This window comes from Rhizobium herbae (assembly GCF_017873135.1).
Taxonomy (GTDB): domain Bacteria; phylum Pseudomonadota; class Alphaproteobacteria; order Rhizobiales; family Rhizobiaceae; genus Pararhizobium; species Pararhizobium herbae.
This window is the reverse complement of sequence record NZ_JAGGJV010000007.1, coordinates 338,294-364,202: the sequence shown is the minus strand read 5'-3', so window position 1 is coordinate 364,202 and position 25,909 is coordinate 338,294. Positions and strand designations below refer to the sequence as shown.

Sequence of the window (25,909 nt, the reverse complement as noted above, 5' to 3'; positions counted from 1 at the left end):
ATGGCCGAAATCACCGACTCCAAAAACCACGCCGCCGACCGAGCCGCATTCTTCCACGATAACGGTTCCGATATCGTAAACACCGCGCCGCTGGCCTCACCTGCCCTGCCGGCAAGCCTCGAAGCGCTTGCCGATCGCGCCCGAAGTTATGTCGAGGCCGCCAGTTCCGTCAATACACGCCGTGCCTATGCCAGCGACTGGAAGCATTTTGCTGCCTGGTGCCGGCGGCAGTCTCTGTCTCCCCTGCCCCCGGATCCGCAGATCGTCGGTCTCTATGTTGCCGCCTGCGCCTCCGGCAGCGCCTTAAGCAGCGTCACGGGCGCTGGCATCGGCGCAACGGCCGGCGCCGGAAAACCCAATTCGGTTTCGACGATCGAGCGGCGGTTGTCGTCGCTCTGCTGGAATTTTTCGCAGCGCGGCCAGCCGCTCGACCGCAGGGATCGCCACATCGCCACCGTCATGGCTGGAATCCGCAACACCCATGCAAAACCGCCGGTGCAGAAGGAAGCGGTAATGCCGAAGGACCTCATCGCCATGCTGGAGACGCTGGACAAGGCAAGCTTGCGCGGTCTGCGCGACCGCGCCATGCTGCTAATCGGCTTTGCCGGCGGACTGCGCCGCTCGGAAATCGTCGGGCTCGACGTCGGGAAGGATCAGACTGAGGACGGCCGGGGCTGGGTCGAAATCCTCGACAAGGGCATGCTCGTCACCCTGCGCGGCAAGACCGGCTGGCGGGAGGTCGAGGTCGGTCGCGGCTCAAGCGATGCCACCTGCCCCGTCGTTTCGCTCGAGGCCTGGCTCTCTTTCGCAAGGGTCGCCCATGGGCCGCTGTTCCGGCGGGTGACCGGCCAGGGAAGAACCGTCGGCGCCGATCGGCTGAACGACCAGGAGATCGCGCGCCTCGTCAAGCGCACTGCGCTGGCTGCTGGCGTGCGCGGCGACCTTGCCGAAGGCGAACGGGCCGGCAAATTCTCCGGCCACTCGTTGCGCGCCGGCCTGGCCTCCTCGGCCGATGTCGACGAGCGCCATGTGCAAAAGCAGCTCGGCCATGCTTCCCCGGAGATGACCCGCAAGTACCAGCGACGGCGGGACCGCTTCAGGGTGAACCTCACCAAGGCAGCCGGGCTTTAAAACCAACTTACTGGGGCCATCAGGTTGCGCGTCGTTGTCAGACGAACAGCTTTTGCGGACGATGGCGGTAATCCTGCAAGGCTTGGCGACATATTCGGTGTCTGCTGCAAGGCGTTCCCTATGACTTCGAACAGGTTGTTGTGATCTTCTCCGTCGGACGAACCGTTCGGCACATCACCGCCGCCAATCCGCAAGTCTCCATTCCAAACTGTGGCGCTTGGTCAGGCAGTTCTCCGAATGCTGCGCGCGTCGGCCGTTACAGGACAGTTCCGGAGGGAGTGTGTCATGGACTCCTTATGGCAGCATCCAGGTTTATATCGACGCGGGAGTTTTCCGGCAGGTGGGGGAGAAAATGTCGGCGCTGAATCTCCTCTCCCGGCTGGCGAGCCTATCGGGGAGGTCCCGCGCTTTTGCGCTTGAGCCCCGCGCCATATCGAACGCCAGATTGCCCCTGTAGAAAAGATTGCAGTGATAGGCGGCAGCGATTGCATCCTTGGCATGATCCCGTCCGGTGTACGAGAGCTTGTCGAAAGCTTGGGGTACCCGAAGCGCTCGGGCCGCAGCACCAGAGAGTTTGAGATCCTCTCGCCACCTTCCACCGACGAACGTATTCATAGAATCCGTCCATGTGGGACGTTGCGCGGATGGTACCGGCAAGTGGCTTCATGCCCGATCGGCGCGACGCGCCAAACCAGCCTTGATTGCGGTGCTTCCGTTCCCGGATGAATATTTGCAGGCCCGTGGGGGCAAAGCAGGATGCGGCGCATTGAGGCTACTCCGGGTCTGTCAAACATAATGGAAAGCTTGATGATCGGCGCATTGCGTACAACCGCAATCAGGTAGCGTTGATTGCGACGGGACCCCATCGTTCAATGCGCGCGAAACACGAATGCGATAGCGCATGGGGTTGCCAGTTTAGGCAATCGTGTCGCCACGGCGGTTGGTCGAGCAGACCGGGAGGGTACGATCGCCCTGCTGTCTTCGTAGCGGGATCGGACTGCGTCAATTATGAGCAGGACCGTATGACGCCTTGAGAATGGCTGGCGTAAATTCTGGCAGCGCCTTGTTGTGCTGTTGCTTGGCTTTCGTTTCGACCCGGCCAATATGCGAGGCGCCGCCGTTTTGTGAGTCTATCGCGTGCAACACGTTCGTTGCAGTCGATACGGCAGAGGGGACACGTTAACAGCAGGGAGGATGAGTTGTACATGTACAACCGGCTTTCAGTTGAACAAAGCTGGGACATCAGTATCGCATGCTCCCTTTCGATTTTCGCGAATTGCCGCGTCGTCATCGGCAATGCTATGCTGCAGTGGAAGCCAATGATGCGATCACCGGAATACCATGCGGTGGTGATGAATTCATGGGTGATGCATTGGCTGCGCGCATCCGCGGACGGTGAAAGTATGCCGGGCATCCCGTTGCCTTGTTCCGGCTGGCTGTGCAGGAGGAGGTCGCGGCGCCAGCGTCAATGCCGGTAAGTTGTACATGTACAACAGTCGCGGGGGAGGGGAGGTCTGCTTTGTTAATCTCCTGTTAACGAAAAAGGCTTTGCCACGCAGTCGAGAATCGGGCCTACTGAGATCAGCGCATTTTGAATGTTATTTGATAAATAAGCGCGGATAAATTCGGGGCCACCATGTTGAACACCGCAGGCGAAAAAAAGCGTGAGACGCTGCGCTCTCTCATATCCTCTGATGCTGAGGAATTGTCGAGGCAGTTGCAGGCGCACCAGCAGCGAACTTTCCCTCCGACAGCCCAGAAAAGTATCCGTCAGTTTTCTCCTGCGGAGGCGGCGGATTTCATCGGCATCCACCAGGGCTATCTTCGGCAGATTGTAGCTGACGGGCACGGCCCCGAACCTCTGGCCAACGGGCGTCGCTTGTATTCCGTGCAGGACATCGAGAATCTCCGCCATATTCTTGACGATGGAGGGAAAGGCCCCCGGAAATACGTACGCCATCGCCGTGAAGGCGAAAAGCTCCAGGTCGTTTCCGTGATGAACTTCAAGGGCGGCTCTGGCAAGACAACGAGCTCGGCTCATCTCGCCCAGTTCCTTGCGCTTCGCGGTTACCGGGTTCTGGCCATCGATCTCGATCCGCAGGCATCATTATCCGCATTGTTTGGGCATCAGCCGGAACTCGACGTTGGCGAGAACGAGACCCTTTATGGCGCGATCCGCTACGACGATGCCAGGCGAGACATAACGGACATCGTTCGGGCCACCTACACGCCCAACCTCCACATCATTCCGGGCAATCTTGAATTGATGGAGTTCGAGCACGAGACGCCAAAGGCTCTCGCCATGCGGCACAAAACGGATTCCATGTTTTTTGCGCGCATTGGGGAGTGTCTGGCCGAGATCGAAAGCGCCTACGACATCGTGGTGATCGATTGCCCGCCGCAACTGGGCTTTCTGACACTCTCGGCGCTATGCGCGGCTACGGCCGTTCTCATCACCGTGCATCCGCAGATGTTGGACGTCATGTCGATGAGCCAGTTTCTCCATATGACAGGCGACCTGCTCTCCGTGGTCGAGGATGCCGGTGGTTCGATGGACTATGACTGGATGCGATATCTCGTAACCCGATATGAGCCCAACGACGGGCCGCAATCGCAGATGTCGGGTTTTATGAGGTCAATCTTCGGGAACCGCGTGCTGGAAAACGCAATGCTCAAGTCCACGGCCATTTCGGACGCTGGGTTGACGAAACAGACGCTCTACGAGGTGGATAGAAACCAGTTCACGAGAGGAACATACGACCGCGCTCTCGAATCTCTCACGGCCGTGAATACGGAAATCGAGGATCTCATCAAGCGGACCTGGGGAAGGAAGTAATTCATGGCCCGCAAGAACGTTTTCGGTCTCGCAGAATCTGATGCGAGCACCACAGTCGAAAATGAACCGCCGTTTGCAAACTCACGTCCGCTGGCGGGCTTTGAGAAGCCGTTGAAGCGAGCGAGCCCCGTTGGGGCCATATCTCAGTCGCTTGGTGGCATCAATGAGAAAGCCCAGCGCGTCGATGAACTGGAAAGGCGGCTTGCCTTGGGGCAGGCGATTGTCGAGCTGGATCCGGCCGTGGTGGACAGCTCGTTCGTTGTCGATCGGCTGGGAGTGAGTGCTGAAGAACAGGAGATGCTGGTTTCGCAAATTCGCGACCACGGGCAACAGGTGCCAATCCTTGTCCGTCCGCATCCGGATAGGGAAGGGCGCTTTCAGGTTGCCTACGGACACCGCCGGCTGGCCGCCATCAGGAAGATCGGCGGAACGGTCAGGGCCGTTGTCCGCGACCTGACCGACGAACAGCTTGTCGTCAGTCAGGGCCAGGAAAACAACGCCCGTACCGACCTGACATTTATCGAGCGCTCCTTCTTTGCGTCGCGGCTGGAGGAGCGAAATTTCAGTCGTGATGTGATCATGTCGGCACTCGGCGTGGACAAGGCTGCTCTGTCGCGAATGATCGCGTTGGTAGACCGCCTGCCATCTGAGCTCATTGAAGCGATAGGTGCCGCTCCGGGTTTCGGGCGCACCAGATGGGCGGAGCTTGCCGATCTGATTGACGAGAAAAGCAAGAAGGCGAGGGCGCTCAAGGCCATCCTCGAGCCTGGCTTCTCGGACATGAAATCAGACGAACGCTTTCAAGCTGTCTATGACCAACTGCGCAAGAGCAGGGACAAGGCACGAAGCACAGTCTGGAGAACTGAGGCCGGTAGAAAGGCCGTCAGGATATCCGAGACAAGCGACACATTGAAACTCGCCTTCGACAAAATGATTGAGCCCGAATTCGGTGCCTTTGTCGAAACCAGACTTTCCGCACTCTACCAGGATTTTGTGCGGGCAAAAGAGACAACAGGAACGGGAGACTGAACCGCAAAAGAAAAAGGCCCCCAAACGTTGCCGTCGTGGAAGCCCTTCTCAGAAGTTTAGCAGCTAGAGAATCACATTTCCGCGAATCATAGTCAAGAGTCTTTGGCACCGTTTTGGTGAGTGGATTTCTTTTGCCTGATACGAGGTGAAGGAAAATGCAGGTTGGAAGTGTGACGACGCCCTTTGGGCGGCGGTCGATGACGCTTGCCATGGTGGCAAGTCAAGTCATGGCCCAGGAATTGGAGCCGGACAAAGCGGTCGACAAGTGGAAGCTCTATCGCGCCTTGTGCGAGGCGAGATCGCGCTTGGGCGTGACAGATCGCGCCTTGGCGGTCATGAACGCTCTTTTGAGCTTCTACCCGAAGAATGAACTGTCGGAGGAGAACGGCCTGGTCGTGTTTCCATCGAACGCACAGCTCACGTTGCGGGCGCATGGAATGGCAGAGCAGACACTCAGGAGGCACTTGGCTGTCCTCATCGAGGCGGGACTTCTGTCGCGCAAGGATAGTGCCAATGGCAAGCGTTATGCCCGTCGGGATCGTTCCGGGACGATCGACGAAGCTTACGGCTTTTCGCTGGCTCCGCTATTGGCTCGGGCCGAGGACATCCAGCGTCTCGCGGACGAAGTCGTGGCCGAGCGATTGCATCAGCAGCGCCTGCGTGAGCGGCTCACTATTTGCTGCCGCGATGTATCGAAGCTTGTGGAGACGGCCCTGGAAGAGGGCATAGGCGGCGATTGGGAGGCTATTCACCGGCATTACAGTGCGTTGTTGGCAGCACTTCCGCGCCGACCAATGATCGGACAGCTTGCAGCGGCACTGGATGAAATGGAAATGCTGCGCGAAGAAGCAGCCAACCGGCTGGAAATACAGATTAAAACTCAGAAAATGGGCGGCAATCACTTACAAAATGAGCGGCACATACAGAATTCAAATCCCGACTCCATATCTGAACTTGAACCTGCTCTAGAAAAAAAGCAGGGAGAAAACTCCGTGGGCGAGAAGCAGCGACCGCTTGAGCCGATAAAGGCATTCCCGCTGAGTATGGTGCTGAAGGCATGCCCTGACATCACCATGTACGGGCCGGGCGGTGCCATATCCAACTGGCGCGATCTGATGGGGGCCGCTGTGGTGGTACGGTCAATGCTCGGCGTCAGTCCGAGCGCCTATCAGACTGCCTGCGAAATCCTTGGGCCTGAAAACGCTGCGGTGGTAATTGCTTGCATCCTCGAGCGGGGTGGGCAGATCAACTCCGCCGGAGGATATCTGCGCGACCTGACGCGTCGAGCCGAGAAGGGCGAGTTCTCGCTGGGCCCGATGCTCATGGCCCTCATGCGCACGAATACGTCTGGCGAGCGGAAGGCGGGGTAGGGGCATTGTGGCGGAGCGGACGAGGCGGATGGTTATGCCGGTCTTCGGAGAAGTGCTGGATGGGTGGAGGCAGCAAGGTTCCGTTGGAAATCTTCCGCGGGGGCCGGCCGGCCGACATGGAAGCCCTGGACCTGATCTATGCGAAATTCACGCATGAGTGCCAGCTGCTCGTCGGTCTCCACACCTTCGACCAGGATTTTATGCCCGCGGTTCCGGACGAGCCCAATGATATCCTGGAGCATGGCCCTGCCTCTCGGGGTGCCGCAGTCATGCAGGAAGGAACGATCGATCTTGACCGTATCGAAGTCGATCAGGCGAAGCCAGGAAAGCCCCGCAAATCCCGTTCCGAAATCGTCGAGCCATATCCTGATCCCCAGCATTTTCAGGTCGCTGATGCACCGCAGAATGTGAGAATTCATCTCCATCTCAAGGCCTTCGGTGATCTCGAAGGCCAGCCTGCCGCCGGCTACTCCCGTTTCGCCGAGGATGGCCGCGACCGAGGTGGCGAAACCGGGTGTCTTGAGCTGAATTGGGGAGACGTTGACGCTGACCACGCACACTTGGTTGTCAACCAGCAGTTCGCGGCACACTGTTCGGATCGCCCAGTATCCGAGGTTGAGGATCGCGCCGGTTCGCTCGGCGACGGGAATGAAGAGATTTGGAGGGACGGACGTACCGTCCAGCATTTTGAGACGCATCAGGGCCTCGACGGCTTCAACCTTGCCTGATGAGACGTTCCGGATGGGTTGGTAGACGAGCGATACGAGGTTTTGATCGGTGGCTATTTTCAGCAAGGCCGCGATATTCTCGCTCTCGTCGCTGCTCTGGGGATCGTTCGGATCGAACAGCTTGACACAGTTTCGACCATTTGCTTTCGCGGTATACAGCGCGCGATCCGCCTCATGGATGATCTTCTCGAGTTTTGTGCCGGTCTGGCTTCTGGTAAACGAGGCACCGACGCTGACAGTGACAATGGACACGCCGTCTCGGCGCTGCTGGTGCAGCAGACCCATTTTTTCCACGGTGCGACAAACGGCTTCCGCCAGATCGGCCACCTGTTCTCTTGTCTCCATGCGGGCGAGAACAATGAATTCTTCGCCGCCGTAGCGTCCGATTGAACCATTGTACGGCTTTATCGAATCCTCAAGGGCATTGGCGACCAGAACGAGGCAGCGATCACCTTCCTGATGGCCGTAGCAATCATTGTATATCTTGAAGAAATCGACGTCGATCAGGATAGTCGCGAAGCTTTTGCCCGATTTTTGCCAGTCGTCCCAGTAGTTCCGCAATCTCTGGTCGATTGCCCTGCGATTTTCCAGTCCCGTCAAAGGATCAGTGTTCGACAGCCTCAGCAGAGCTTTTCCCCGTTCGGCCGCCTCGTTGTGCTGAACTTTCGCCTCGAAGGCGTTTAGGAACACTTTGTAGCGTTCGCGGTTGAGTTTCCAGTTCACGTAGGACGTAAAGACGAAGCATGAAACGCAGAACGTGCCGAATGCAAGCTTGTAGGAGGGATACAGGGGGGGAAAGGACTGCAGGGCCGCAAGGAAGATGAGGAGAATGACGACCGATGCAACCAGGGAAAGGCGGAACTTAAAACTGAAAAACAGGTTGACGCTCATCATGAAGATGGCGCCGAAGACCATGTAATAGGAAATGCTCTGCGTATCCGCCGTCATCATCGAAGGATATAGCCAGCCGGCATAGGCCACGACGAGGGCTGTTGCACAGGTACCATCGATGATGTCCGCGCTGGTGTTCAGGCGCACCTGCATCTCAAGCAGGACGAAAGCGATGGAGCCGATCGCGAAACGTGCGGCGATTGTATAATGCGCAACGTCGGGCACCAGCAGAATGTCGGTAATGGAGAACAAGAGATAGACGGCGATGGCGATCCACATCCCCTGCCTGGTGGTTTGTCTTCGTGTATTCTGGCCATCTTTCCGATAAAGTGTGCGCAGCTCCGCAGACGCCGGCCTCGGCGGCTCAGCGTGGAGATCGATCTCTACTACGTCTGCCAGCGTGTGCTTCATGCACGACCCATCGCGTTGCTGTGCATTCTCTCGAGCTCGGCGCCTCCTCCCGACAATTGGCATTGTCCGGGACGCGCGAGCCTGCAATCCGGATAGGCAACCTATCAAGAAGAGGCAGCACTTTTCGGCACAATAGGGGAGGTACATTAAGTTTTCCTGAACTTGCCGAAAGCTGGCGGGCGTGTGTAGCAGCGTCAACTATTACGCGAGCGCGTTAACCATGCCATGCGGCAATGAGCAATTTCGATTGGCACTTCACCCAATTTTCTCCATAATATTAATAGTCTGTTAACGGATGAGGTTAGAGTGACCCAATTTAAGATTGCCTTCGACGGCGAAAGCCTGATCACCCCGACGGCCATAACGACCGAACTTTCTTCGTCCAAAACCGATCTTCATTATGAGCAATTGGCAACGGGAAGAGTCGAAGTTGCGCTGGTGCTGAAGATCGCACAGCAGCAAATCCAGGAGGACCAAAACCCGGCGCAGATCATACACCGGCTGATCGGGTCGCTTCATGAGACCCGTCGCAAGTATCATCCCAATGTTTGGCAAGAGCTGATCCCGATCGTGCAGAACCATCCGGTTGCGGACTACTTTCATCAGGATCCCTTCACGCGCTGGTCTTTCATGAAACCCCGCGGCTATTCCGGCGATGCGCACCTGATCGATTTCATCTATGGCCATCCGAGCGTTTCACAGGAAATTGCAAATGCCTCTCCGCTGGGCCGGACGCTCTATGAATATACCAGGAATGCGCCGTCGCCTGTCGCCGTGCGCGAACGCCGTGATCTCCTGACGCGGCATGTCGATCAGATCGCCGATGAACGAGGCCCCGACACCGAGATTCTAACCGTTGCGGCCGGACATCTGCGCGAAGCGGACCGCTCGGTTGCGCTGAAGGAAGGACGGATCAAGCGGTGGTTGGCGCTTGATCAGGATCCGATGAGCATCGGTTCCATTGCGAAAGATTTCAGAGGCACATGCGTCGAGGCGATCGACGGTTCCGTCCGGGGACTGCTCACCAAGTCGCATCAGATCGGCACATTCGACTTTATCTACGCGGCCGGCCTCTACGACTATCTTGCCGACAAGGTTGCCGTGAAGCTGACGCAAACCTGCCTGGAAATGCTGAAGCCGAATGGGGTATTTCTCTTTGCCAATTTCTCGCGTGACGTCGCCGACGATGGCTATATGGAGACGTTCATGAACTGGGCGCTGCTGCTGCGCTCGGAAACCGATATGTGGAACATCATCCACGCAAGCGCACCCAGGGATGAATTCGAGGGAAGCATAGAATCTGGTGCCAACGGCAACATCGTCTATGGGATCATCCGGAAACGCCACTGAACGTTGGCGTGACCCTCAAAATCGGCACCCGGACCGGTTCGGTCCGGGCGCTATTTTCATGTAAACGGATAGCGTTCGATCACCTGTCCGGACTCTACGGCTTGCAGTTCGGCCGGCTTTGCCCGGCGATACCGGGGCGACGAGGCGCCTAGCGCAAAACCAGCCGCAGTGCCTTCCGGGTCTCCATCAACAACGGCAGGTATCTCGTTGCCATTTCGGCGGCGGCAACATGGGCGGCAGGTGCTCCGATATTGATGGCGGCGACGACGCGGCCGCGATCGGTTTCCACCGGCACGGCAATAGAGCAAAGTCCAAGTTCCAACTCCTGGTCGATGACGGCGTAGCCGCTGGCGCGGACGGCTCGCAACTCTTCCATAAGAACGTCCGGGTCGGTCTTTGTCAGCGGCGTGTTGGCTTTGAGATCTGAGCGGTCCAGGACGTCGCGCGCATCTCTTTCAGGCAGAGAGGCAAGAAGAACGCGCCCCATCGAGGCGCAATAGGCCGGCAGACGCGATCCCGGCGAGAGATTGATCGACATGACGCGTTTCTGCGAGGCCCGGGCGATATAAACGACGTCCGTGCCATCCAGTACCGACGCCGAAGCGCTTTGCTCCGCCTTCTCAGAGAGCTGATCGAGATAGGGTTGGATCAAAAGCGGCAAAGGTGTGGCCGAAAGATAGGCATGCCCAAGCCTTAGAACCTTGGGTGTCAGAGCAAAAAACTTGCCGTCATAATCTGCATAGCCGAGATCGGCGAGCGTCAACAGACAACGCCGTACCGTCGCGCGGTCGAGCTCCGTAAGCTTGGCGGCCTCGGCGATGGTCAGCTTGGGCCGTGTTTCCCCGAAGGCTTCGATCACCCTTAGTCCTCGCGCAAAGCCGCTGACGAAATCCGATTCGCGCATGTCTTTATCCCTCAAATTTCACTTCTTATGTGCGTTATACGAACAAAAATCAAATAACGCACGAAATATTTGACGACCGGCAGATTTACGCGCTTATTTGCGCCAACCCGGACTCGAATAAACCTCAGGAGGAGAATGCCTTGGCGCGATTGACTTCGCTGGCGGAAGCCATTTCCGAGAACGTGCATGACGGCGATACCGTCGCCATGGAGGGGTTCACGCATCTGATACCCTACGCCGCCGGACATGAGGTGATCCGGCAGGGCAAGAAGGATCTGTTTCTGATCCGCATGACCCCGGACATCCTCTACGACCAGCTGATCGGCGTCGGCGCGGCGCGGGGCATGAAATTCTCCTGGGGTGGCAATCCCGGTGTCGGCTCGCTGCATCGATTCCGCGATGCCGTCGAAAACCAATGGCCGCGGCCGCTGGAGATCGAGGAACATTCCCACGCCGCCATGGCCAATGCCTATGAGGCGGGCGCCGCCAACCTGCCCTTTGCCATGCTGCGCGGCTATATCGGCGCCGACCTGCCAAAGGTGAACCCCAACATCAAGCAGGTCACCTGCCCGTTCACCGGCGAGGTGCTGGCAGCCGTTCCCGCCATCAGGCCCGATGTGACGATCATCCATGCGCTCAGGGCCGACCGGAAGGGCAATGTACTGCTCGAAGGCATTGTCGGGGTGCAGAAGGAAGCCGTGCTTGGCGCCAAACGCTCGATCGTCACGGTCGAGGAGATCGTCGATGAACTCGACCCGCCTTCGCCCAACTCCGTCGTGCTGCCGTCATGGGCGGTGACGGCCGTTGTCGAGGTGCCCGGCGGCGCTTTTCCGTCCTATGCGCAAGGGTATTATGCCCGTTCCAACGCCTTCTATATCGCTTGGGACGAGATCGCCCGCGATCGCGACAGCTTCCAGGCATGGATTGAGGAAAACGTCATGAAGGCAGGGCCGGAAGACTTTGCCAGGCATGCGAAAAAAGCTGCGTGAGGAGACACCGATGAGCGATTTTACCCCAACCGAAATGATGACCATCGCAGCCGCCCGCGCACTCACCAACGACGATGTCTGCTTCGTCGGCATCGGCGCTCCGTCGGCTGCCTGCAATGTCGCCCGCCTGACCCATGCACCGGATATCACGCTGATTTACGAAAGCGGTACCGTGGGTACCAAACCGGATGTTCTGCCGCTGTCGATCGGCGACGGCGAGTTGTGCGATACCGCGCTTTTCACCGTCTCGGTACCCGAAATGTTCCGCTATTGGCTGCAGGGCGGCCGCATCACCACCGGCTTTCTCGGCGGTGCGCAGATCGACAGGTTCGCCAACCTGAACACGACGGTCGTCGGCCCCTATGACCACCCGAAGGTCCGTCTGCCGGGCGGCGGCGGGGCGCCGGAAATCGCCAGCAATTGCGGCCAGATCTTTATCACCATGGCGCTCTCCAAGCGCGGCTTCGTCGACAAGCTCAATTTCATCACCTCGATGGGTCACGGCGAAGGCGGCAATCACCGCGAGCGGCTGGGCATGACGACCAAGGGCCCGACCCGCGTCATCACCGATCTCTGCATCCTCGAGCCCGATCCGGTGACGAAGGAACTGACCGTCGTTTCGATCCATCAGGGTGTGACGCGGGCGCAGATTATCGAGAATTGCGGCTGGCCGATCAAATTCGCCAACGCAGTGATCGATACGCCCGTCCCGACCGAGACTGAACTCACGACTTTGCGCGACATTAACGCCCGAACGAAGAAGGCCCATCAGGGCAACAAGGAGGCCGCGTAGATGGTCGAAGCCTATATTTGTGATTATATTCGCACGCCGATCGGCCGTTTCGGCGGCGCACTATCCTCCGTCAGGGCCGACGATCTGGGAGCAATCCCGCTCAAGGCGCTGATGGCGCGCAATGCGTCCGTCGATTGGCAGGCCGTCGATGACGTCATCTTCGGCTGCGCCAACCAGGCGGGTGAGGACAATCGTAATGTCGCCCGCATGTCCCTGCTCTTGGCGGGCCTGCCGCTCGACGTGTCGGGAACGACGATCAACCGGCTCTGCGGTTCCGGCATGGATGCGGTGATCGCGGCCGCCCGCGCCATTCGCGCCGGCGAGGCGGAGCTGATGATCGCAGGAGGCGTCGAAAGCATGTCGCGGGCGCCCTTCGTCATGCCGAAGGCTGAAAGCGCCTTTTCCCGCTCAGCAGAAATCCACGACACGACGATCGGCTGGCGCTTCGTCAATCCGCTGATGAAAAAGCAATACGGCGTCGATTCCATGCCGGAAACCGGCGAAAACGTCGCTGCGGACTACAAGGTCAGCCGCGAGGATCAGGATGCCTTCGCCGTCCGCTCGCAGAACAGGGCGGCTGCCGCTCAGGAAAACGGGCGCCTGGGGCAGGAGATTACCCCTGTCACCATTCCGCAACGCAAGGGCGAGCCGGTCGTGGTCGACAGGGACGAGCATCCGCGTGCGACGACGCCGGAAACGCTTGCCAAGCTGAAGGCGCCCTTCCGCGAAGGTGGCTCAGTGACAGCTGGCAACGCCTCCGGCGTCAATGACGGGGCTGCGGCGCTGATCATCGCCTCCGAAGCCGCGGCGAAGAAACATGGCCTGACGCCGATTGCCCGCATCATGGGCGGAGCCGCCGCCGGTGTTCCGCCGCGCGTCATGGGCATCGGCCCTGTGCCTGCATCGCGAAAGCTGATGGCGCGGCTTGGTCTTCAGGTGAAGGATTTCGACGTCGTCGAACTCAATGAAGCCTTCGCCTCGCAAGGGCTGGCGGTCCTGCGCCAGCTCGGCATCGCCGACGACGATCCGCGCGTCAACCGCAACGGCGGCGCCATCGCGCTCGGCCATCCGCTCGGCATGTCCGGCGCGCGGATCACCGGCACGGCGGCGCTCGAACTGAAGCTGAACGGCGGGCGTTATTCGCTATCGACCATGTGCATCGGGGTAGGGCAGGGCATTGCGATTGCGCTGGAGCGCCTCTGAGGAGGAAATGGGTGCGGGATGACAAAGGGCAGAGAAACTCAGTAAGGCAGCCCCACATAATTCTCCGCCAGCGCCGTCGCCGCTGCGCGGGAATGGGTGAGATAGTCGAGTTCGGCTTCCTGGATCTTCTGGTCGAAGGCGCCGGTATCCGGGAAGCGGTGCATCATCGTGGTCATCCACCAGGAAAACCGCACTGCCTTCCAGACCCGGGAAAGAGCGCGGGTCGAATAGGCATCGATGCCGGCGGTGGAATGATCCTGATAATATTCCGTGAGACCCGCATAGAGATAGTGGACATCGCTGGCGGCGAGATTGAGGCCCTTGGCTCCCGTCGGCGGCACGATGTGGGCGGCATCGCCGACGAGAAAGAGGTTTCCAAAGCGCATCGGCTCGGCAACGAAGGAGCGCAGCGGCGCGATCGATTTTTCGAAGGACGCGCCCGTCACCAAAGCCTCCGCATGATGGGCGGGGAGCCTCCGGCGGAGTTCGTCCCAGAACCGGTCGTCGCTCCAGTCCTCGATCTTTTCATCGAGGGTGCATTGCAGATAATAGCGGCTTCGGGTTTCCGAGCGCATGGAGCAGAGTGCAAAACCGCGCGGATGATTGGCATAGATCAGCTCATGGCTGACCGGCGGCACGTCGGCGAGGATGCCGAGCCAACCGAACGGATAGACCTTCTCGAAGGTACGAATGGCCTTTTCCGGCACGGACTTGCGGCTGGCACCATGAAAGCCGTCACATCCGGCGATGAAATCGCAATCGATGCGATGGGTGATCCCCTCGCGCTCGTAGGTCACATAGGGCGACCGCCCTTCATAGCCGTGCAGACGGACATTGGAAGCGTCGTAGACGGTCATCGCGCCGATCGTCTCGCGCTGCGCCATCAGGTCGCGTGTCAGTTCGGTCTGGCCATAGACCATGACGCCCTTGCCGCCGGTCAGATCCTTGAGGTCGATGCGGTGATCGCGCCCGTCGAAGGCAAGAGAGAAGCCTTCATGCGGCAAGCCCTCGGCGTGCATTCGCTTGCCTGCCCTGGCCTCATCCATCAGCCCGACGGTGCCTTGTTCGAGTACCCCTGCGCGCACACGGCCGAGAATGTAATCCTTGCCGACACGGTCGAGAATGACCGCCTCGATCCCGGCTTTGGCCAACAACTGCCCGAGCAGCAGCCCGGACGGACCTGAACCGATAATGACAACCTGCGTGCGCATCTCTTCCTCCCGAAGCCGTGCATTGCTTCAGTTGTGACACCGGCTCAGTGCGATCGCCATGGACATCGCGGCCAAGAAGTTGCACAAATCGAACATTCCGAATGCGTACAGGACTATGATGCGCTCTATCCCCACCTATGATCTTTATGGCGAAAAAGCCGGTGATTCGCCGGATTTCTGGTTGCACTGCGAAACAATTCCGTCTCGCAGCAGCCTGCATCACTGGGAGATCGGACTGCATCGGCACGAGCAGTTCTTTCAGATATTGTACATCGAGGCCGGATCGGGCGATGCGGTTTTCGGCGACGACGTCCATCCGATTGTCCCGCCTGCGGTCATCACCGTGCCGCCGTTTGCGCGGCATGGATTTCGGTTTTCGAAGGACATCGATGGCTATGTCTTCACGGTGCTGACCTCGCATCTGAAGACGATGCCCGCCGATCACAGCCGGTTTGGCGACTGGCTTGCCGTGCCGCGCCTGACAGCGCTGATGATGGATCATGCCGACTGCCGCTACATATCCCGGACACTGCATCGGCTCGCAGCGGAGACGGCCGCGCGGCGAGCCGGGCCTGCGGATCTCTGCGAGGCTTATCTGACCACGGCTCTCAGGCTGACTGCCCGGATCTCGGCATCCGAACGCGGCGATGAAGAGGACGGAGCAACTGAAAACCAACGCCGCCTGAACAGGCTGACAGGGCTGATCCATCAGCATTTCCGTTCGCACAAGCCAGCATCCTTCTATGCGCGGGAGCTCGGGATTTCCCCGACGCATCTCAACCGTATCGTCAAGCAACTCACCGGCCTCAGCCCCCAGACACTGATTAACGGCAAGCTGATCGATGAAGCCCAGCGCGAACTGCTTTTTACCCAGATGGCGGTGCAGGAAATCGGCTACCGGCTGGGATTTTCGGACCCTGCCTATTTTTCACGGTTCTTTCTCGCCCATACCGGCGTGTCGCCGCGGCAATGGCGGCTGGCACAGAGCCGGCAGAATTGACTGCTACCGCTCCGCGCGTGCCGCCGCCGTCGCCAACTTCGGGGTTTGTCAGGCTGCCTGTTGCCGCGTGAGCAGTGCTGCAAGACTTCTTGCCCTTTCCAGGCAGGCGGGCTGCTGGTCTGCAAATCGTTCCGCGCCGATTTCCATGATCAGCGTCGTATCCGGCAGGAAGGTCAGCTCGGAGAAGATGTCTTCCCACGCGATATCACCCCAGCCGATCGGCAGATGCAGGTCGCCGATGCCGAGCGCGGTTGCCTCGGCCGGATGATAGAAGCGTTTCATCGAATAGGGCAGGCCGAAGCTGTCATGCACATGCAGATGGCCGGTCACCGGCGCCATGTCGCGCAACTGTTGGCGGAAGTCGAGATTGCGGAAGGTCGATTCGATATAGGCATGCGAGAAATCGATCAGTGCCACGACATTGTCCGAGCCGATTGCGCGGACGGTGGCTGCCACCTGGCTTGGCGTCTGGCGATACTGGCCACTTTCTGTCGTGAAGATATTCTCAAGGGCGATGCGCACGCCGTAGCCCCTGGCGATTTCCGCCATTTCGGCAAGTGCCTCGCGTTCCATCTGGTCGAGATCCGCGCCATTCTCGCCATTTGCAACCTGGGCTGCGCCCGAATGATGCACGAGAATGCCGGCCCCGAGGCGATTGCACAGTTCCAGCATGGCCCGAACGACCTTCTTCTGCAGATGCAGATGCTCGCGGTCCATGAAGTTGGAAACGATCTGGCCGTGCAGCGACAGTTTCCTGAAGTCGTACTGCCCGACAATCTCGGCAACGCGCTGCGTCCGGTCCTCGATGATCCGGCCGCCGCTGATGATTTCCTCGCCATAGATGCCGATCTCGCAGGCTTCAGCCCCCGTATCGGCGATTTCCCGCAATGACGCATCCAGTACGGTCAGATCGCCGTTGCCGGTCCGGTTGCAGAAACCGATGGCGGTTATGATGTCGTTCATGACGATTTCTCCTTTGAGATTTTGAAACTGATTATTCGACGATGGCCAGCACCGGGGCTTCGGCCGCATTTTGCGGAGCGCGAGGCACGGCCTCAAACTCGATCCGCCGGCCGCTGTCGCGGTCAAAGACATGCAGCTGCGATGGCGGCAGCTCCAGGCTGATCCGATCGCCGGGCCGCACGCGCATCTCCTCGCCGATGACGGCGGCAAAGGGCTGTCCGTCGATCTCGGCATGAACGACACGGCCGGAACCGAGCTCCTCGACGAAGTCCACCTTCGCCGATACGCCGTTTCCGGGCTGCACCACCACGCACTGCTCGGGGCGGATCCCGACGATGATGTCCTTTCCGCGCAGCTGCGCGGCAAGCGCGCCGTCGATCGGCACCTGAGCGCCTCCGAACCGGACTGTTGCGGCACCGGTTTCGACGCGGGTTTCGAAAAGGTTCATCGCGGGCGAACCGATGAAGGAGGCGACGAAGACGCTTGCCGGCCGGTGATAGATGTCGAGCGGCTGGCCCACCTGCTCGACATGGCCCTTGTTCATCACCACCAGCTTGTCGGCGAGTGTCATCGCCTCGACCTGGTCATGCGTGACGAAGACGGACGTTGCCGACAGGCGCTGGTGCAGCTTGCGGATCTCGGCCCGCATGGTGACACGCAGCTTGGCGTCGAGGTTCGACAGGGGTTCGTCGAACAGGAAGACCTTCGGCTCGCGGATGATGGCCCGCGCCATGGCGACACGCTGGCGCTGGCCGCCGGAAAGAGCAGCCGGCCTGCGGGTGAGGTAATCGGACAGGCCGACGATCTTCGCCGTCTCTTCGATGCGCCGGTCGCGCTCGGCCTTCGGCACGCCGGCGACCTTCAATGCATAGCCGATATTGCCGGCAACGGTCATGTGGGGGTAGAGAGCGTAGTTCTGGAACACCATGGCGCAGCCGCGTTCGCGCGGCTCCAGCGTGTTGACGATGCGGCCATTGATCGCGATCTCGCCGGCGGTGATTTCCTCAAGCCCTGCGATCATCCTCAGAAGTGTCGACTTGCCGCAGCCGGAAGGACCGAGGATGACCACGAATTCGCCCGATGCGAAGGAAAGGTCGACGCCATGCAGTGTCTTCGTTTTGCCATAGGATTTGTGGACGGCGCGGATATCGATGTCAGCCATGGTCTTGAACCTTGTTTCTTGAAAGCGTGGATCATTTTTCGGTGGCGACGAGGCCGCGTATGAACCAGCGTTGAAGTACGGCGACGACGATCAGCGGCGGCGCCATGATGATGAGAGAGCCGGCGAGCGTGACGTTCCAGTCCGGTGTTCCGTTCTCCGAGGGCAGGAGCGCGACCAGCGACATCATCGTCGTTTTGTAGGCCGGGTCGGTGATCATCAGCAGCGGCCACAGATACTGGTTCCAGCCATAGACGAACATGATGGTGGTGAGCGCCAGCATGTTGGTGCGCGACAGCGGCAGCAGCATGTCGAAGAAGAAGCGCGCCGGCCCCGATCCGTCCATGCGCGCGGCCTCGGCAAGTTCATCCGGCAGCGTCATGAAGAACTGGCGGTAGAGGAACGTGCCGGTCGCAGTGGCGATCAGCGGCAAGGTCAGGCCGGCATAGGAATTGAGCAGGTTCCATTCGACCGATACTTCGATGCCCGTCAGAGCGGCAATCAGGAGTCGGAACGGCTGGAAGAGATCCGCGGCAACGGCGTAGGTCGGCACCACGCGGACCTCGAGCGGCAGCATCAGGGTGATGAACACCATCCAGAAGAAGAAATGCTTGAGAGGCGTGCGAAAGAAGACGATGGCAAAGGCCGTACAGGCCGATAACGCCACTTTGCCGACGGTGACGAGACTTGCCATGATGAGGCTGTTCATCATCGCCGTGCCGAGGCTGGCACGCGACCAGGCGGCAGCGGCATTTTCCAGCAGATGGTCTTGCGGCACGAACCGGAACGGCACGCTGTTGACCTGCTGCAACGTCTGGCTGGCGCCGGCCAGGATGACGATGAAAGGGCCGATTAGCAAAACGAAACCGAGAGCCATCAGGACATAGGTGAAGGTATCGGCGAAGGGGGTGCGCTGAATCATGACCGGCTCACTTGTAATGCACCCGCTTCTCGATGAAGCGGAACTGGATAAAGGTGAAGACCATGATCAGACCGATCAGAACGATGCTCTGGGCCGAGGCGCCGGAATAGTTCAAGCCCTTGAAGGCTTCGTCGACGATGCGGAAAACCATCACCTCCGTGCCGTGATTGGGGCCGCCGCCGGTGGTGTGATGCACGATACCGAAGGTATCGGCCCCCACGAAGCCTTCCGTCATCATGATCACGAGGAGAAAGAACAACGTCGGAGCGAGCATCGGAATCTGAATATCCACGGCGCGACGGATCGGACCGGCGCCGTCCATGGCGGCGGCTTCCGTCAGCGCGCGGGGGACGGATTGCAGGCCGGCGAGCAGGAAGATGAAAGTATAGCCCGCCCATTTCCAGGCAAAGATGACGATCACGAGAACGAGGGCATGGCTACCGTATTTCGCCGGGTTCCAGAAATCGGGGAAGACGGCATTGACCGAGGCCATCAGCCCGCGTTCAGGCGAAAGAATGAAGCGGAAAGCCATGCCGGCGGCAGGTCCGGCAATGGCGTAGGGCAGGATATAGAGGAAGCGGAACAGACCGGAGCCAGGCAGTTGACGATCGACCGCCAGCGCCAGGACGAGCCCGACGACAATCGTCGAGGCCGTGCCGCAAAAGGCAAAAATCAGGCTGACCCCGACCGAATTCCAATAGAAGGGATCGGCGAATACATCCTGGAAATTGGCCCATCCGACGAATTCCGCCGCTCCGCCGAAAGGCGGCTCAAGCGTGAACGCCCACCGCATCACCGCAACCGCCGGCCAGTAAAAGAACAGGAGGATCAGGGCAATCTGCGGCAGGGCGAAAAGGATCGGCAACCACCAGCTCTTGAAAACGGCACGCTTGTCCATGGATAACTGAAACCGATGCAGGAAAGAGAAGAGAGCCTGCCGTTGCAAACGAGCAGGCTCTCATGTTGCGGGGGCTGAGGCTTAGTTCAGCTTTTGTCCCGCATAGGTCTTTTCGAAGCGGCGCAGCACGGTGTTGCCCCGTTCGACGGCCTGGTCGAGTTCGGCCTGCACATCGGCATTCTGCATGAAGATGGCTTCCAGCGACGTCGATACTTCCTTGCGGATCTGGGTGAAGCCGCCAAGCCGGATGCCGCGGGTGTTCTGCGACGTCGGCGTGTAGGCCAGGCTTTCGATAGCGCGCTCCCGGCCCTTGTAGGGAGCCTTGTCATAGAAGCCGCCGGCCTTCATGGCGTCGAAGCCGGTCTTGGTGACCGGGATATAGCCGGTAACCGTCGACCACCATTCAGCCATTTCCGGGGTGGCGATGTAGTTCAGGAACGCAGCGGCGCCCTTGTATTCGGCTTCCGGACGGCCGGCCATGACCCACAGCGATGCGCCACCGACGAGCGAGTTCTGGCGCTCGGTGCTCTTCCAGACCGGAAGCATGGCGACGTCCCATTTGACACCTTCGGGCAACGTCTTGCCGATCGTGCCGTGGTCGGCGATCGACGTCTGGATCATCTGGCAGGTTTGCGAGGTGAAGGAGGGCAGGATGTCCATGCCGAGCTGCTTGGTCTTGACGACGAACAGCTTCTCGTCGGCCATTTTCTTGAAGAACTTCACGTGATCGACGAACTTTGTCTTGTTGAAGACGAGTTCGGCGTCGAGTCCTTCATAGCCGTTGGCCTTGGTGGCGATCGGCTGATTGTGGATGGCGGAAAACTGCTCCAGCATCGGCCAGGGGTCGAAGTTGAAGCCGAGCGGGCATTCATACCCGGCGGCCTTCAACTTGCGGGCGGCTTCCTCGACCTGTTCCCAGGTGTCCGGCTTGAAGTCGATGCCGGCTTTCTGGAAGGCATCGGCATTGTAATAGAACATCGCGGTGGAAGAGTTGAACGGGAAGGAGTTCAGCTCGCCGGTGGACGTTGCATAATAATTGGCAATGCCGCTGAAATAATTATTCCAGTCGATCGTGTAGCCATTGTCGGCCATCAGCTTCCTGGCGGGCACGAAGGCACCCGACAGCATCAGGTCGAGCGTGCCGGCATCATAGATCTGGGTGATCGCCGGCTGCTTCTTGGCGCGATAGGCTGCGATGGTATTCTGTAGTGTCGTGTCGTAGCCGTTCTGCGAGGTGCAGACGATTTCATAATCGGCCTGGCTCTCGTTGAACTTCTTGCAGGCGTCCTGCACGCGCTCGCTGAGGTCGCCCGAAAGGCCGTACCAGAATTCGAACTTGGTTTTCTCGGCGAATGCCGGGGAAGCACCGAGTGTGGTCGCGGCCAGAAGCCCCGCCAGGACAGATTGAATGACGGAAAGTTTCATCACAGGTGCTCCTTGGAAAGAATGACGAACAACCGGCTGGCGCCTTGGGCCGCCATGGCTCAGTTCGTCCTTCTGCTAGCAGCCGAATGTGACAGTCCGTCCTAGATTCCGTGATGAAATGATGAAACTCCCATGGCGTTCCGCGATGGATCTCCTCGCCGACACTGATCGACGAAGCAAAGGGCGAACTGCTCTTCACGCAAATACCGGTGCAGGAGATTGTCGGCGCGTCAATGGCGGTTGGCGCAGGGCCTAAAGGGCTGAGCCACTACCGCTCGGCGCGCTTGCGGCCGCTGGAATAGCCCAGTTGCTCGGACAGTTCGTGCGCGGCGGCGAGCAGGCTGTCGAGATAGCTCTGGCGATTGCGCAGGCCGTCTTCCTTCGGCGTGACGAGGCAGAGCGTCGCGACGCATTGCCCGTCGGCCTGATGCACCGGTACGGCGAAGCAGTGGGTAAACGTCTCCACCGCGCTGTTGAAGGTGAAATAGCCGTCGATGGTCGCCTGCCGGACTTCGGCGATGAAACTCGCGGGATCGAGGCGCTTGCCGTTCGGCAGCAGGAAGTCGTCGGCCGGAATGAAGTCGAGGATTTCCGCGTCGGTAAGGTGCGAAACGAGCAGGCGGCCGGATGCCGTCCACGGGATCGACACCAGTTCGCCGATATTGGACGAGATACGGAAGGCGCGGCTACCCTCGCGCATCATCGCGACGGTATATTTGTTACCCTCCAGAAGGCACATCTGCGCCGTTTCGCGGGTCTCTTCCGCAAGCCGGACCAGCATGTCCTCGGATTCGCGCATCAGGTCGAACTGGTCGGCATAGGCCGTTCCAAGGAAATAGAGCTTGCGGCCGAGAAATACCCGGCCATCGCCGCCCTGATAATCGAGCATGCCATGGCGGAGCAGCAGATTGATCAGCTCATAGATCGACGACCGCGGCGCGCCGATCTCGACGGCGATCTCGTTCGGCCGCATCGGCTGGCGCTTGACGCGCAGGAATTCGAGAATCTCGAAGGCGCGATCGAGGCCCCGCGTGCGCCGCGATACGATGTCTTCTGCGCCGTCAGCCATTCATTTCGTCCTCGTCAAAGAGTGAGCGCGCGACCTTTGCAAGCCGCGCCGCGCATTTCAAGCCCTGTCCGCCCGATAGGCAACGCAATCGACTTCCACCTTGCAATCGACCATCATCCGCGACTGCACGCAGGCGCGGGCCGGCGGGTTGGCGCCGAAATATTCGGCATAGACACCGTTGAAGCTCCAGAAATCGCGGGGATCGTCGAGCCAGACGCCGACGCGCACCACGTCCTCTATGCCATAACCCGCCTCATGCAGGATGGCGATCAGGTTTTCGATCGCCTTGCGGCTTTCGGCAATGATGCCGCCACCGATGATCTCTCCCTTTTCCATCGGCACCTGGCCGGAAACATGCAGCCAGCCATTGGCTTCCACGGCACGGGCAAAGGGCAGGGGCTGTCCGCCTGCGCCGGTCTCGCCGGCGCCATAACGCTTGATCGTCATGTGATCTTCTCTCTTTTGTTTTTAGTTGAAACTCGATGTCTTGAGGAATTCCGCGAGACGCTCGGTCTTGGGCGCGACGAACATCTCCTTCGGGTCGCCTTCCTCGCAGATCACGCCCTGGTTCATGAAGATCACCCGCGAGGAGACTTCATAGGCAAAGCGCATCTCGTGGGTAACGAGCAGCATGCTCATGCCATCGGCGGCGAGCCCCTTGATCACCTGAAGCACTTCGCCGACCAGTTCCGGATCGAGCGCCGAAGTCACCTCGTCGAACAGCATCAGCCGCGGGGACATGGCGATGGCACGGGCGATCGCCACGCGCTGCTGCTGGCCGCCGGAAAGCTGGCCGGGATAATGATCGGCGCGGGAGGCAAGCCCGACGCGGTCGAGCCATTTTTCGGCAACGGTACGCGCCGCGTCGCGCGCCATCTTCTTCACCTTGACGAGACCGAGCATGACATTTTGCGCCGCCGTCATATGCGGGAAGAGATTGAACTGCTGGAAGGCCATGCCGGTCAGCGCCCGCTGGCGGGCGATGTCTTTTTCGCTTTTGCGTCTGCGCGAGGAACCGCTGTGCTCATAGCCGATCTCCTCGCCCTCAAGCCGGATATGGCCGCCCTGGAATTCCTCCAGCATGTTGATGCAGCGCAGCATCGTCGTCTTGCCGGAACCGGAGGAGCCGATGATCGAGATCACCTCGCCCTCCTGCATCGTGCAGTCGACGCCTTTCAGCACCTCGACGATGCCGTACTGCTTGCGCAGGCCCTGAATTTCGAGAAGTACCTTGCTCATGTCTGGAGGCCTCAAGCCGGAACGGCGGTCTTGCGTTCGACATATTTGCCGAACCGCTCGATGCTGTAGTTGATGACGAAGTAGAGAAAGCCGGCGAAGAAATAGAACTGCAGGCTCATGAAATTGCGAGAGATGATTTCCTGCGTGCGCAGCAGCAGTTCGGCGACGCCGATGACCGACAGCAGCGTCGATGCCTTGACCATCTCGGCCGCCGTATTGACCCAGGCCGGCAGGAACTGCCGGAGTGCCTGCGGCCAGAGTACATAGGCAAAGGTCTGGCGAAACGTCAGGCCGATCGCCTTGGCGGCCTCGGTCTGGCCCTGCGGGATCGCCTGCAATCCGCCGCGCACGATTTCGCCGACATGCGAGGAGCAGAAGATCGCGAGCGCCAGTACACCCGCCTGGAAGGGGCCGAGCTCGATGCCGATGGTAGAGAGCACGTAATAGCTGGCAAGAACCAGCACCAGCACCGGCGTACCGCGAATGAAATCGGTGTAGACCCGCACCACGAACCGCAGCGCGCGATTGCCGTAGACAAGCGACAGGCCGACGAGGACGCCCAGCAGCGAACCCACGACGATGGAGAGCGCGGAGATCGAAATCGTGATGCCGAGCCCCTTGAGGATGGCGAAGCGGGCGATCCAGATCTGGTCGAGAAAAGCGGAAAAATCCATCATGGCATCACCTCGGAACGGCCAGGCGGCGCTCGGCGACGCGCATCAGCGCTGCCAGCACCGAACAGGTGACGACATAGAGACCGGACGCGACGATCCAGGTTTCGATCACCCGGAAGCTCTCCACATTGATCTTGCGCGCCTCGAAAGTCAGCTCCGGTACGGCGATGGCGGCAGCGAGCGACGTATCCTTGAACAGCGAGATCACGGTCGAGGAGAGTGATGGCAGGACGTTGCGGAACATCAGCGGCGCGATGATCGAGACCCGGATCTGCAGAGGCGTCAGGCCGATCGCAAGCCCTGCCTCCGTCAAGCCCTTTGGAATCGACAGCAGCCCGGCGCGAAACACTTCGGCCAGATAGGCGCCGGAATAGATTGACAGGACAGCGATGAAGCTTTCGATCTTGCCCAGCCGCACGCCCATCTGGGGCAGCGCGAAATAGGCGAAAAGCACCAGCACCAGGATCGGCAGATTGCGGATAACAGTCACGTAGGCAGCGGCAGGGCGCTTGATCCAGCCGCTTTTCGAAATCAGCGCGAAGGCAACCAGAAGGCCGATCGCCGCGCCGATCAGGATGGAGACGAAAGCCAGTCCGAGACTGAGCAGTAGACCTTCGAGAAGCTGGTCGAAGCTGCGCCAGACGGCGGCGAAATTGAGCGTATAACCCATGGCGGCATCCTGCCGGAGAGGGTGGGAAAGGGACGAAGGTCAAACCCTTCGTCCCCGACGGTTTTGCGTGTATCCGGCTTACTTGTATTCGACCGGGAAGCCGATCTGCGGCGGTGCAAGATCCTTGCCGAACCAGGTCTTGTAGGACTTCGCATAGAAGTCGAACTCGACGCCGGTCATCGCCTCATGCAAGGCGGTGTTGACGAAATTCAGCCAATCCTGATCGCCGCGCTTGACGCCGCAGGCATAGGTCTGCGGGTTCCAGCCGTAGCCGGCATCCTTGTAGCGGCCGGCGTTCTGCGTCATGTACCAGGCAAGCGACGATTGGTCGGTCGCAGCCGCATCGGCACGGCCGGATTCGAGCGCCTGGTAGATCAGATCGACCGATTCATACTGGTCGACGGTCGCCTCGGGCAGGGCGGCATGCACCATGGCCTCGGCATAGACGTTCTGCAGGACCGAAATGGTGACGGACGAACCGGCTGCCTTGAGCGCCGCGTAGTCGGCATATTTGCCGTCGGCCTTCAGCATCAGGCCGACGCCTTCGCGGTAGTAGGGAATGGTGAAGGCGATCTGCTGGGCGCGTTCGCCGGTCACCGTCATGAACTGGCAGGTGAGGTCCACCTTGTCGGTGGTGATGTTCGGGATGCGCGCATCGGACGACTGGTTGACGTATTCGATCTTGTCGGGATCGCCGAACAGCGCCTTGGCGACGATACGGCCCATGTCGACGTCGAAACCCTGGAGCTTGTCGTCGGCGCTCTTGAAATGCCACGGCGCGTTGGTGCTGCCGGTGCCGAGAACGAGATGGCCGCGGGCCAGAACCTCGTCGAGCTTGCTGGTCGCCTGCTGCGCGGCTGCGGGCATGGCGGAAAGGATGAAAGCGGTTGCCAGGCAAAGCGCGCTGGTGCGGAGTGAAATGGTCATGATGTTCCCCTGATGAACGGTCATTTTTCGTTGTCCAGTATTATGGACATCTGTCTGTTTTACTGGATTGACGTATTCAGCGCCGGGATGCATAAATTGTCAAGAGTTGGCCGGCTA

23 protein-coding genes are annotated in these 25,909 nt (G+C 59.8%); 9 read left to right on the top strand and 14 right to left on the bottom strand.

Annotated elements, in window-relative coordinates:
- The 4 genes from J2Z75_RS20515 to repC all read left to right on the top strand — a co-directional run bounded on the left by J2Z75_RS20515 (position 1) and on the right by repC (position 6,366).
- Positions 1–1,131, top strand: a complete 1,131-nt coding sequence (locus J2Z75_RS20515) for a site-specific integrase (RefSeq protein ID WP_209854619.1) — start codon at positions 1–3, stop codon at positions 1,129–1,131.
- A 1,636-nt stretch (positions 1,132–2,767) separates the two neighbouring features.
- A complete protein-coding gene (gene repA / locus J2Z75_RS20510; RefSeq protein ID WP_209854618.1) occupies positions 2,768–3,967 on the top strand; it encodes a plasmid partitioning protein RepA in 1,200 nt (399 codons plus the stop codon).
- A 3-nt stretch (positions 3,968–3,970) separates the two neighbouring features.
- Complete coding sequence (repB, locus tag J2Z75_RS20505; RefSeq protein ID WP_209854617.1) at positions 3,971–4,996, top strand: plasmid partitioning protein RepB; 1,026 nt, start codon at positions 3,971–3,973, stop codon at positions 4,994–4,996.
- A 155-nt stretch (positions 4,997–5,151) separates the two neighbouring features.
- The gene (gene repC / locus J2Z75_RS20500) at positions 5,152–6,366 is read left to right on the top strand and encodes a plasmid replication protein RepC (RefSeq protein WP_209854616.1); all 1,215 of its coding nucleotides are present in this window, start codon (positions 5,152–5,154) and stop codon (positions 6,364–6,366) included.
- A gap of 32 nt (positions 6,367–6,398) precedes the next feature.
- Here repC and J2Z75_RS20495 read toward each other — a convergent pair whose 3' ends face one another.
- Complete coding sequence (locus tag J2Z75_RS20495) at positions 6,399–8,396, bottom strand: putative bifunctional diguanylate cyclase/phosphodiesterase (RefSeq protein ID WP_209854651.1); 1,998 nt, start codon at positions 8,394–8,396, stop codon at positions 6,399–6,401.
- A gap of 306 nt (positions 8,397–8,702) precedes the next feature.
- Here J2Z75_RS20495 and J2Z75_RS20490 point away from each other — a divergent pair, with 306 nt between their 5' ends.
- The gene (locus J2Z75_RS20490; RefSeq protein WP_209854615.1) at positions 8,703–9,746 is read left to right on the top strand and encodes a class I SAM-dependent methyltransferase; all 1,044 of its coding nucleotides are present in this window, start codon (positions 8,703–8,705) and stop codon (positions 9,744–9,746) included.
- 148 nt (positions 9,747–9,894) lie between these two features.
- Here the strand turns inward: J2Z75_RS20490 and J2Z75_RS20485 are convergent, their stop codons facing one another.
- A complete protein-coding gene (locus J2Z75_RS20485; protein ID WP_209854614.1) occupies positions 9,895–10,650 on the bottom strand; it encodes an IclR family transcriptional regulator domain-containing protein in 756 nt (251 codons plus the stop codon).
- Positions 10,651–10,790: 140 nt separating this feature from the next.
- On the opposite strand from J2Z75_RS20485, the gene J2Z75_RS20480 reads away from it, so the two are divergent.
- The 3 genes from J2Z75_RS20480 to pcaF are packed head-to-tail and all read left to right on the top strand — an operon-like array spanning position 10,791 to position 13,635.
- Complete coding sequence (locus J2Z75_RS20480; protein WP_209854613.1) at positions 10,791–11,639, top strand: CoA transferase subunit A; 849 nt, start codon at positions 10,791–10,793, stop codon at positions 11,637–11,639.
- A gap of 10 nt (positions 11,640–11,649) precedes the next feature.
- On the top strand, positions 11,650–12,432 hold the full coding sequence (locus J2Z75_RS20475) for a CoA-transferase subunit beta (RefSeq protein ID WP_209854612.1): 783 nt from the start codon (positions 11,650–11,652) through the stop codon (positions 12,430–12,432).
- Entirely contained in the window at positions 12,433–13,635 is a 1,203-nt protein-coding gene (gene pcaF / locus J2Z75_RS20470; protein ID WP_209854611.1) for a 3-oxoadipyl-CoA thiolase, read from the top strand.
- Between the two features lie 38 nt (positions 13,636–13,673).
- On the opposite strand, the gene pobA is transcribed toward pcaF, so the two are convergent.
- Complete coding sequence (gene pobA, locus J2Z75_RS20465; protein WP_209854610.1) at positions 13,674–14,846, bottom strand: 4-hydroxybenzoate 3-monooxygenase; 1,173 nt, start codon at positions 14,844–14,846, stop codon at positions 13,674–13,676.
- Between the two features lie 115 nt (positions 14,847–14,961).
- Here pobA and J2Z75_RS20460 point away from each other — a divergent pair, with 115 nt between their 5' ends.
- A complete protein-coding gene (locus J2Z75_RS20460) occupies positions 14,962–15,846 on the top strand; it encodes a helix-turn-helix domain-containing protein (protein WP_209854609.1) in 885 nt (294 codons plus the stop codon).
- A gap of 48 nt (positions 15,847–15,894) precedes the next feature.
- Here J2Z75_RS20460 and J2Z75_RS20455 read toward each other — a convergent pair whose 3' ends face one another.
- The 11 genes from J2Z75_RS20455 to J2Z75_RS20405 form a co-directional block, all read right to left on the bottom strand.
- Positions 15,895–16,809 (bottom strand): sugar phosphate isomerase/epimerase family protein, encoded by a 915-nt coding sequence (locus tag J2Z75_RS20455; protein WP_209854608.1) that lies wholly within the window; start codon positions 16,807–16,809, stop codon positions 15,895–15,897.
- 31 nt (positions 16,810–16,840) lie between these two features.
- The gene (locus J2Z75_RS20450) at positions 16,841–17,971 is read right to left on the bottom strand and encodes a sn-glycerol-3-phosphate import ATP-binding protein UgpC (protein ID WP_209854607.1); all 1,131 of its coding nucleotides are present in this window, start codon (positions 17,969–17,971) and stop codon (positions 16,841–16,843) included.
- A gap of 31 nt (positions 17,972–18,002) precedes the next feature.
- Complete coding sequence (locus J2Z75_RS20445; protein WP_209854606.1) at positions 18,003–18,890, bottom strand: ABC transporter permease subunit; 888 nt, start codon at positions 18,888–18,890, stop codon at positions 18,003–18,005.
- Between the two features lie 7 nt (positions 18,891–18,897).
- Positions 18,898–19,788, bottom strand: a complete 891-nt coding sequence (locus J2Z75_RS20440; protein ID WP_209854605.1) for a carbohydrate ABC transporter permease — start codon at positions 19,786–19,788, stop codon at positions 18,898–18,900.
- Positions 19,789–19,869: 81 nt separating this feature from the next.
- On the bottom strand, positions 19,870–21,213 hold the full coding sequence (locus J2Z75_RS20435; RefSeq protein WP_209854604.1) for an extracellular solute-binding protein: 1,344 nt from the start codon (positions 21,211–21,213) through the stop codon (positions 19,870–19,872).
- A 268-nt stretch (positions 21,214–21,481) separates the two neighbouring features.
- Positions 21,482–22,282, bottom strand: a complete 801-nt coding sequence (locus tag J2Z75_RS20430; protein WP_209854603.1) for an IclR family transcriptional regulator — start codon at positions 22,280–22,282, stop codon at positions 21,482–21,484.
- Positions 22,283–22,339: 57 nt separating this feature from the next.
- A complete protein-coding gene (locus tag J2Z75_RS20425) occupies positions 22,340–22,729 on the bottom strand; it encodes a RidA family protein (RefSeq protein ID WP_209854602.1) in 390 nt (129 codons plus the stop codon).
- 21 nt (positions 22,730–22,750) lie between these two features.
- A complete protein-coding gene (locus tag J2Z75_RS20420; RefSeq protein WP_209854601.1) occupies positions 22,751–23,521 on the bottom strand; it encodes an amino acid ABC transporter ATP-binding protein in 771 nt (256 codons plus the stop codon).
- Positions 23,522–23,532: 11 nt separating this feature from the next.
- Complete coding sequence (locus J2Z75_RS20415) at positions 23,533–24,195, bottom strand: amino acid ABC transporter permease (protein ID WP_209854650.1); 663 nt, start codon at positions 24,193–24,195, stop codon at positions 23,533–23,535.
- 7 nt (positions 24,196–24,202) lie between these two features.
- Positions 24,203–24,865, bottom strand: coding sequence for an amino acid ABC transporter permease (locus tag J2Z75_RS20410; protein ID WP_209854600.1), 663 nt, complete (start codon positions 24,863–24,865; stop codon positions 24,203–24,205).
- A gap of 78 nt (positions 24,866–24,943) precedes the next feature.
- A complete protein-coding gene (locus tag J2Z75_RS20405) occupies positions 24,944–25,792 on the bottom strand; it encodes a transporter substrate-binding domain-containing protein (protein ID WP_209854599.1) in 849 nt (282 codons plus the stop codon).
- Between the last annotated feature and the right edge of the window lie 117 nt (positions 25,793–25,909).

What these genes read in the sequence shown, in the direction of transcription:
- repB (WP_209854617.1), top strand. Translation starts at nt 3,971, where the DNA reads ATGGCCCGCAAGAACGTTTTCGGTCTCGCAGAATCTGATGCGAGCACC.
- J2Z75_RS20435 (WP_209854604.1), bottom strand. Translation starts at nt 21,213, where the DNA reads ATGAAACTTTCCGTCATTCAATCTGTCCTGGCGGGGCTTCTGGCCGCG.
- J2Z75_RS20450 (WP_209854607.1), bottom strand. Translation starts at nt 17,971, where the DNA reads ATGGCTGACATCGATATCCGCGCCGTCCACAAATCCTATGGCAAAACG.
- J2Z75_RS20495 (WP_209854651.1), bottom strand. Translation starts at nt 8,396, where the DNA reads ATGAAGCACACGCTGGCAGACGTAGTAGAGATCGATCTCCACGCTGAG.
- J2Z75_RS20410 (WP_209854600.1), bottom strand. Translation starts at nt 24,865, where the DNA reads ATGGGTTATACGCTCAATTTCGCCGCCGTCTGGCGCAGCTTCGACCAG.
- pcaF (WP_209854611.1), top strand. Translation starts at nt 12,433, where the DNA reads ATGGTCGAAGCCTATATTTGTGATTATATTCGCACGCCGATCGGCCGT.
- J2Z75_RS20420 (WP_209854601.1), bottom strand. Translation starts at nt 23,521, where the DNA reads ATGAGCAAGGTACTTCTCGAAATTCAGGGCCTGCGCAAGCAGTACGGC.
- J2Z75_RS20445 (WP_209854606.1), bottom strand. Translation starts at nt 18,890, where the DNA reads ATGATTCAGCGCACCCCCTTCGCCGATACCTTCACCTATGTCCTGATG.
- pobA (WP_209854610.1), bottom strand. Translation starts at nt 14,846, where the DNA reads ATGCGCACGCAGGTTGTCATTATCGGTTCAGGTCCGTCCGGGCTGCTG.
- J2Z75_RS20515 (WP_209854619.1), top strand. Translation starts at nt 1, where the DNA reads ATGGCCGAAATCACCGACTCCAAAAACCACGCCGCCGACCGAGCCGCA.
- J2Z75_RS20455 (WP_209854608.1), bottom strand. Translation starts at nt 16,809, where the DNA reads ATGAACGACATCATAACCGCCATCGGTTTCTGCAACCGGACCGGCAAC.
- J2Z75_RS20460 (WP_209854609.1), top strand. Translation starts at nt 14,962, where the DNA reads ATGATGCGCTCTATCCCCACCTATGATCTTTATGGCGAAAAAGCCGGT.
- repA (WP_209854618.1), top strand. Translation starts at nt 2,768, where the DNA reads ATGTTGAACACCGCAGGCGAAAAAAAGCGTGAGACGCTGCGCTCTCTC.
- J2Z75_RS20430 (WP_209854603.1), bottom strand. Translation starts at nt 22,282, where the DNA reads ATGGCTGACGGCGCAGAAGACATCGTATCGCGGCGCACGCGGGGCCTC.
- J2Z75_RS20440 (WP_209854605.1), bottom strand. Translation starts at nt 19,788, where the DNA reads ATGGACAAGCGTGCCGTTTTCAAGAGCTGGTGGTTGCCGATCCTTTTC.
- J2Z75_RS20485 (WP_209854614.1), bottom strand. Translation starts at nt 10,650, where the DNA reads ATGCGCGAATCGGATTTCGTCAGCGGCTTTGCGCGAGGACTAAGGGTG.
- repC (WP_209854616.1), top strand. Translation starts at nt 5,152, where the DNA reads ATGCAGGTTGGAAGTGTGACGACGCCCTTTGGGCGGCGGTCGATGACG.
- J2Z75_RS20405 (WP_209854599.1), bottom strand. Translation starts at nt 25,792, where the DNA reads ATGACCATTTCACTCCGCACCAGCGCGCTTTGCCTGGCAACCGCTTTC.
- J2Z75_RS20475 (WP_209854612.1), top strand. Translation starts at nt 11,650, where the DNA reads ATGAGCGATTTTACCCCAACCGAAATGATGACCATCGCAGCCGCCCGC.
- J2Z75_RS20425 (WP_209854602.1), bottom strand. Translation starts at nt 22,729, where the DNA reads ATGACGATCAAGCGTTATGGCGCCGGCGAGACCGGCGCAGGCGGACAG.
- J2Z75_RS20415 (WP_209854650.1), bottom strand. Translation starts at nt 24,195, where the DNA reads ATGGATTTTTCCGCTTTTCTCGACCAGATCTGGATCGCCCGCTTCGCC.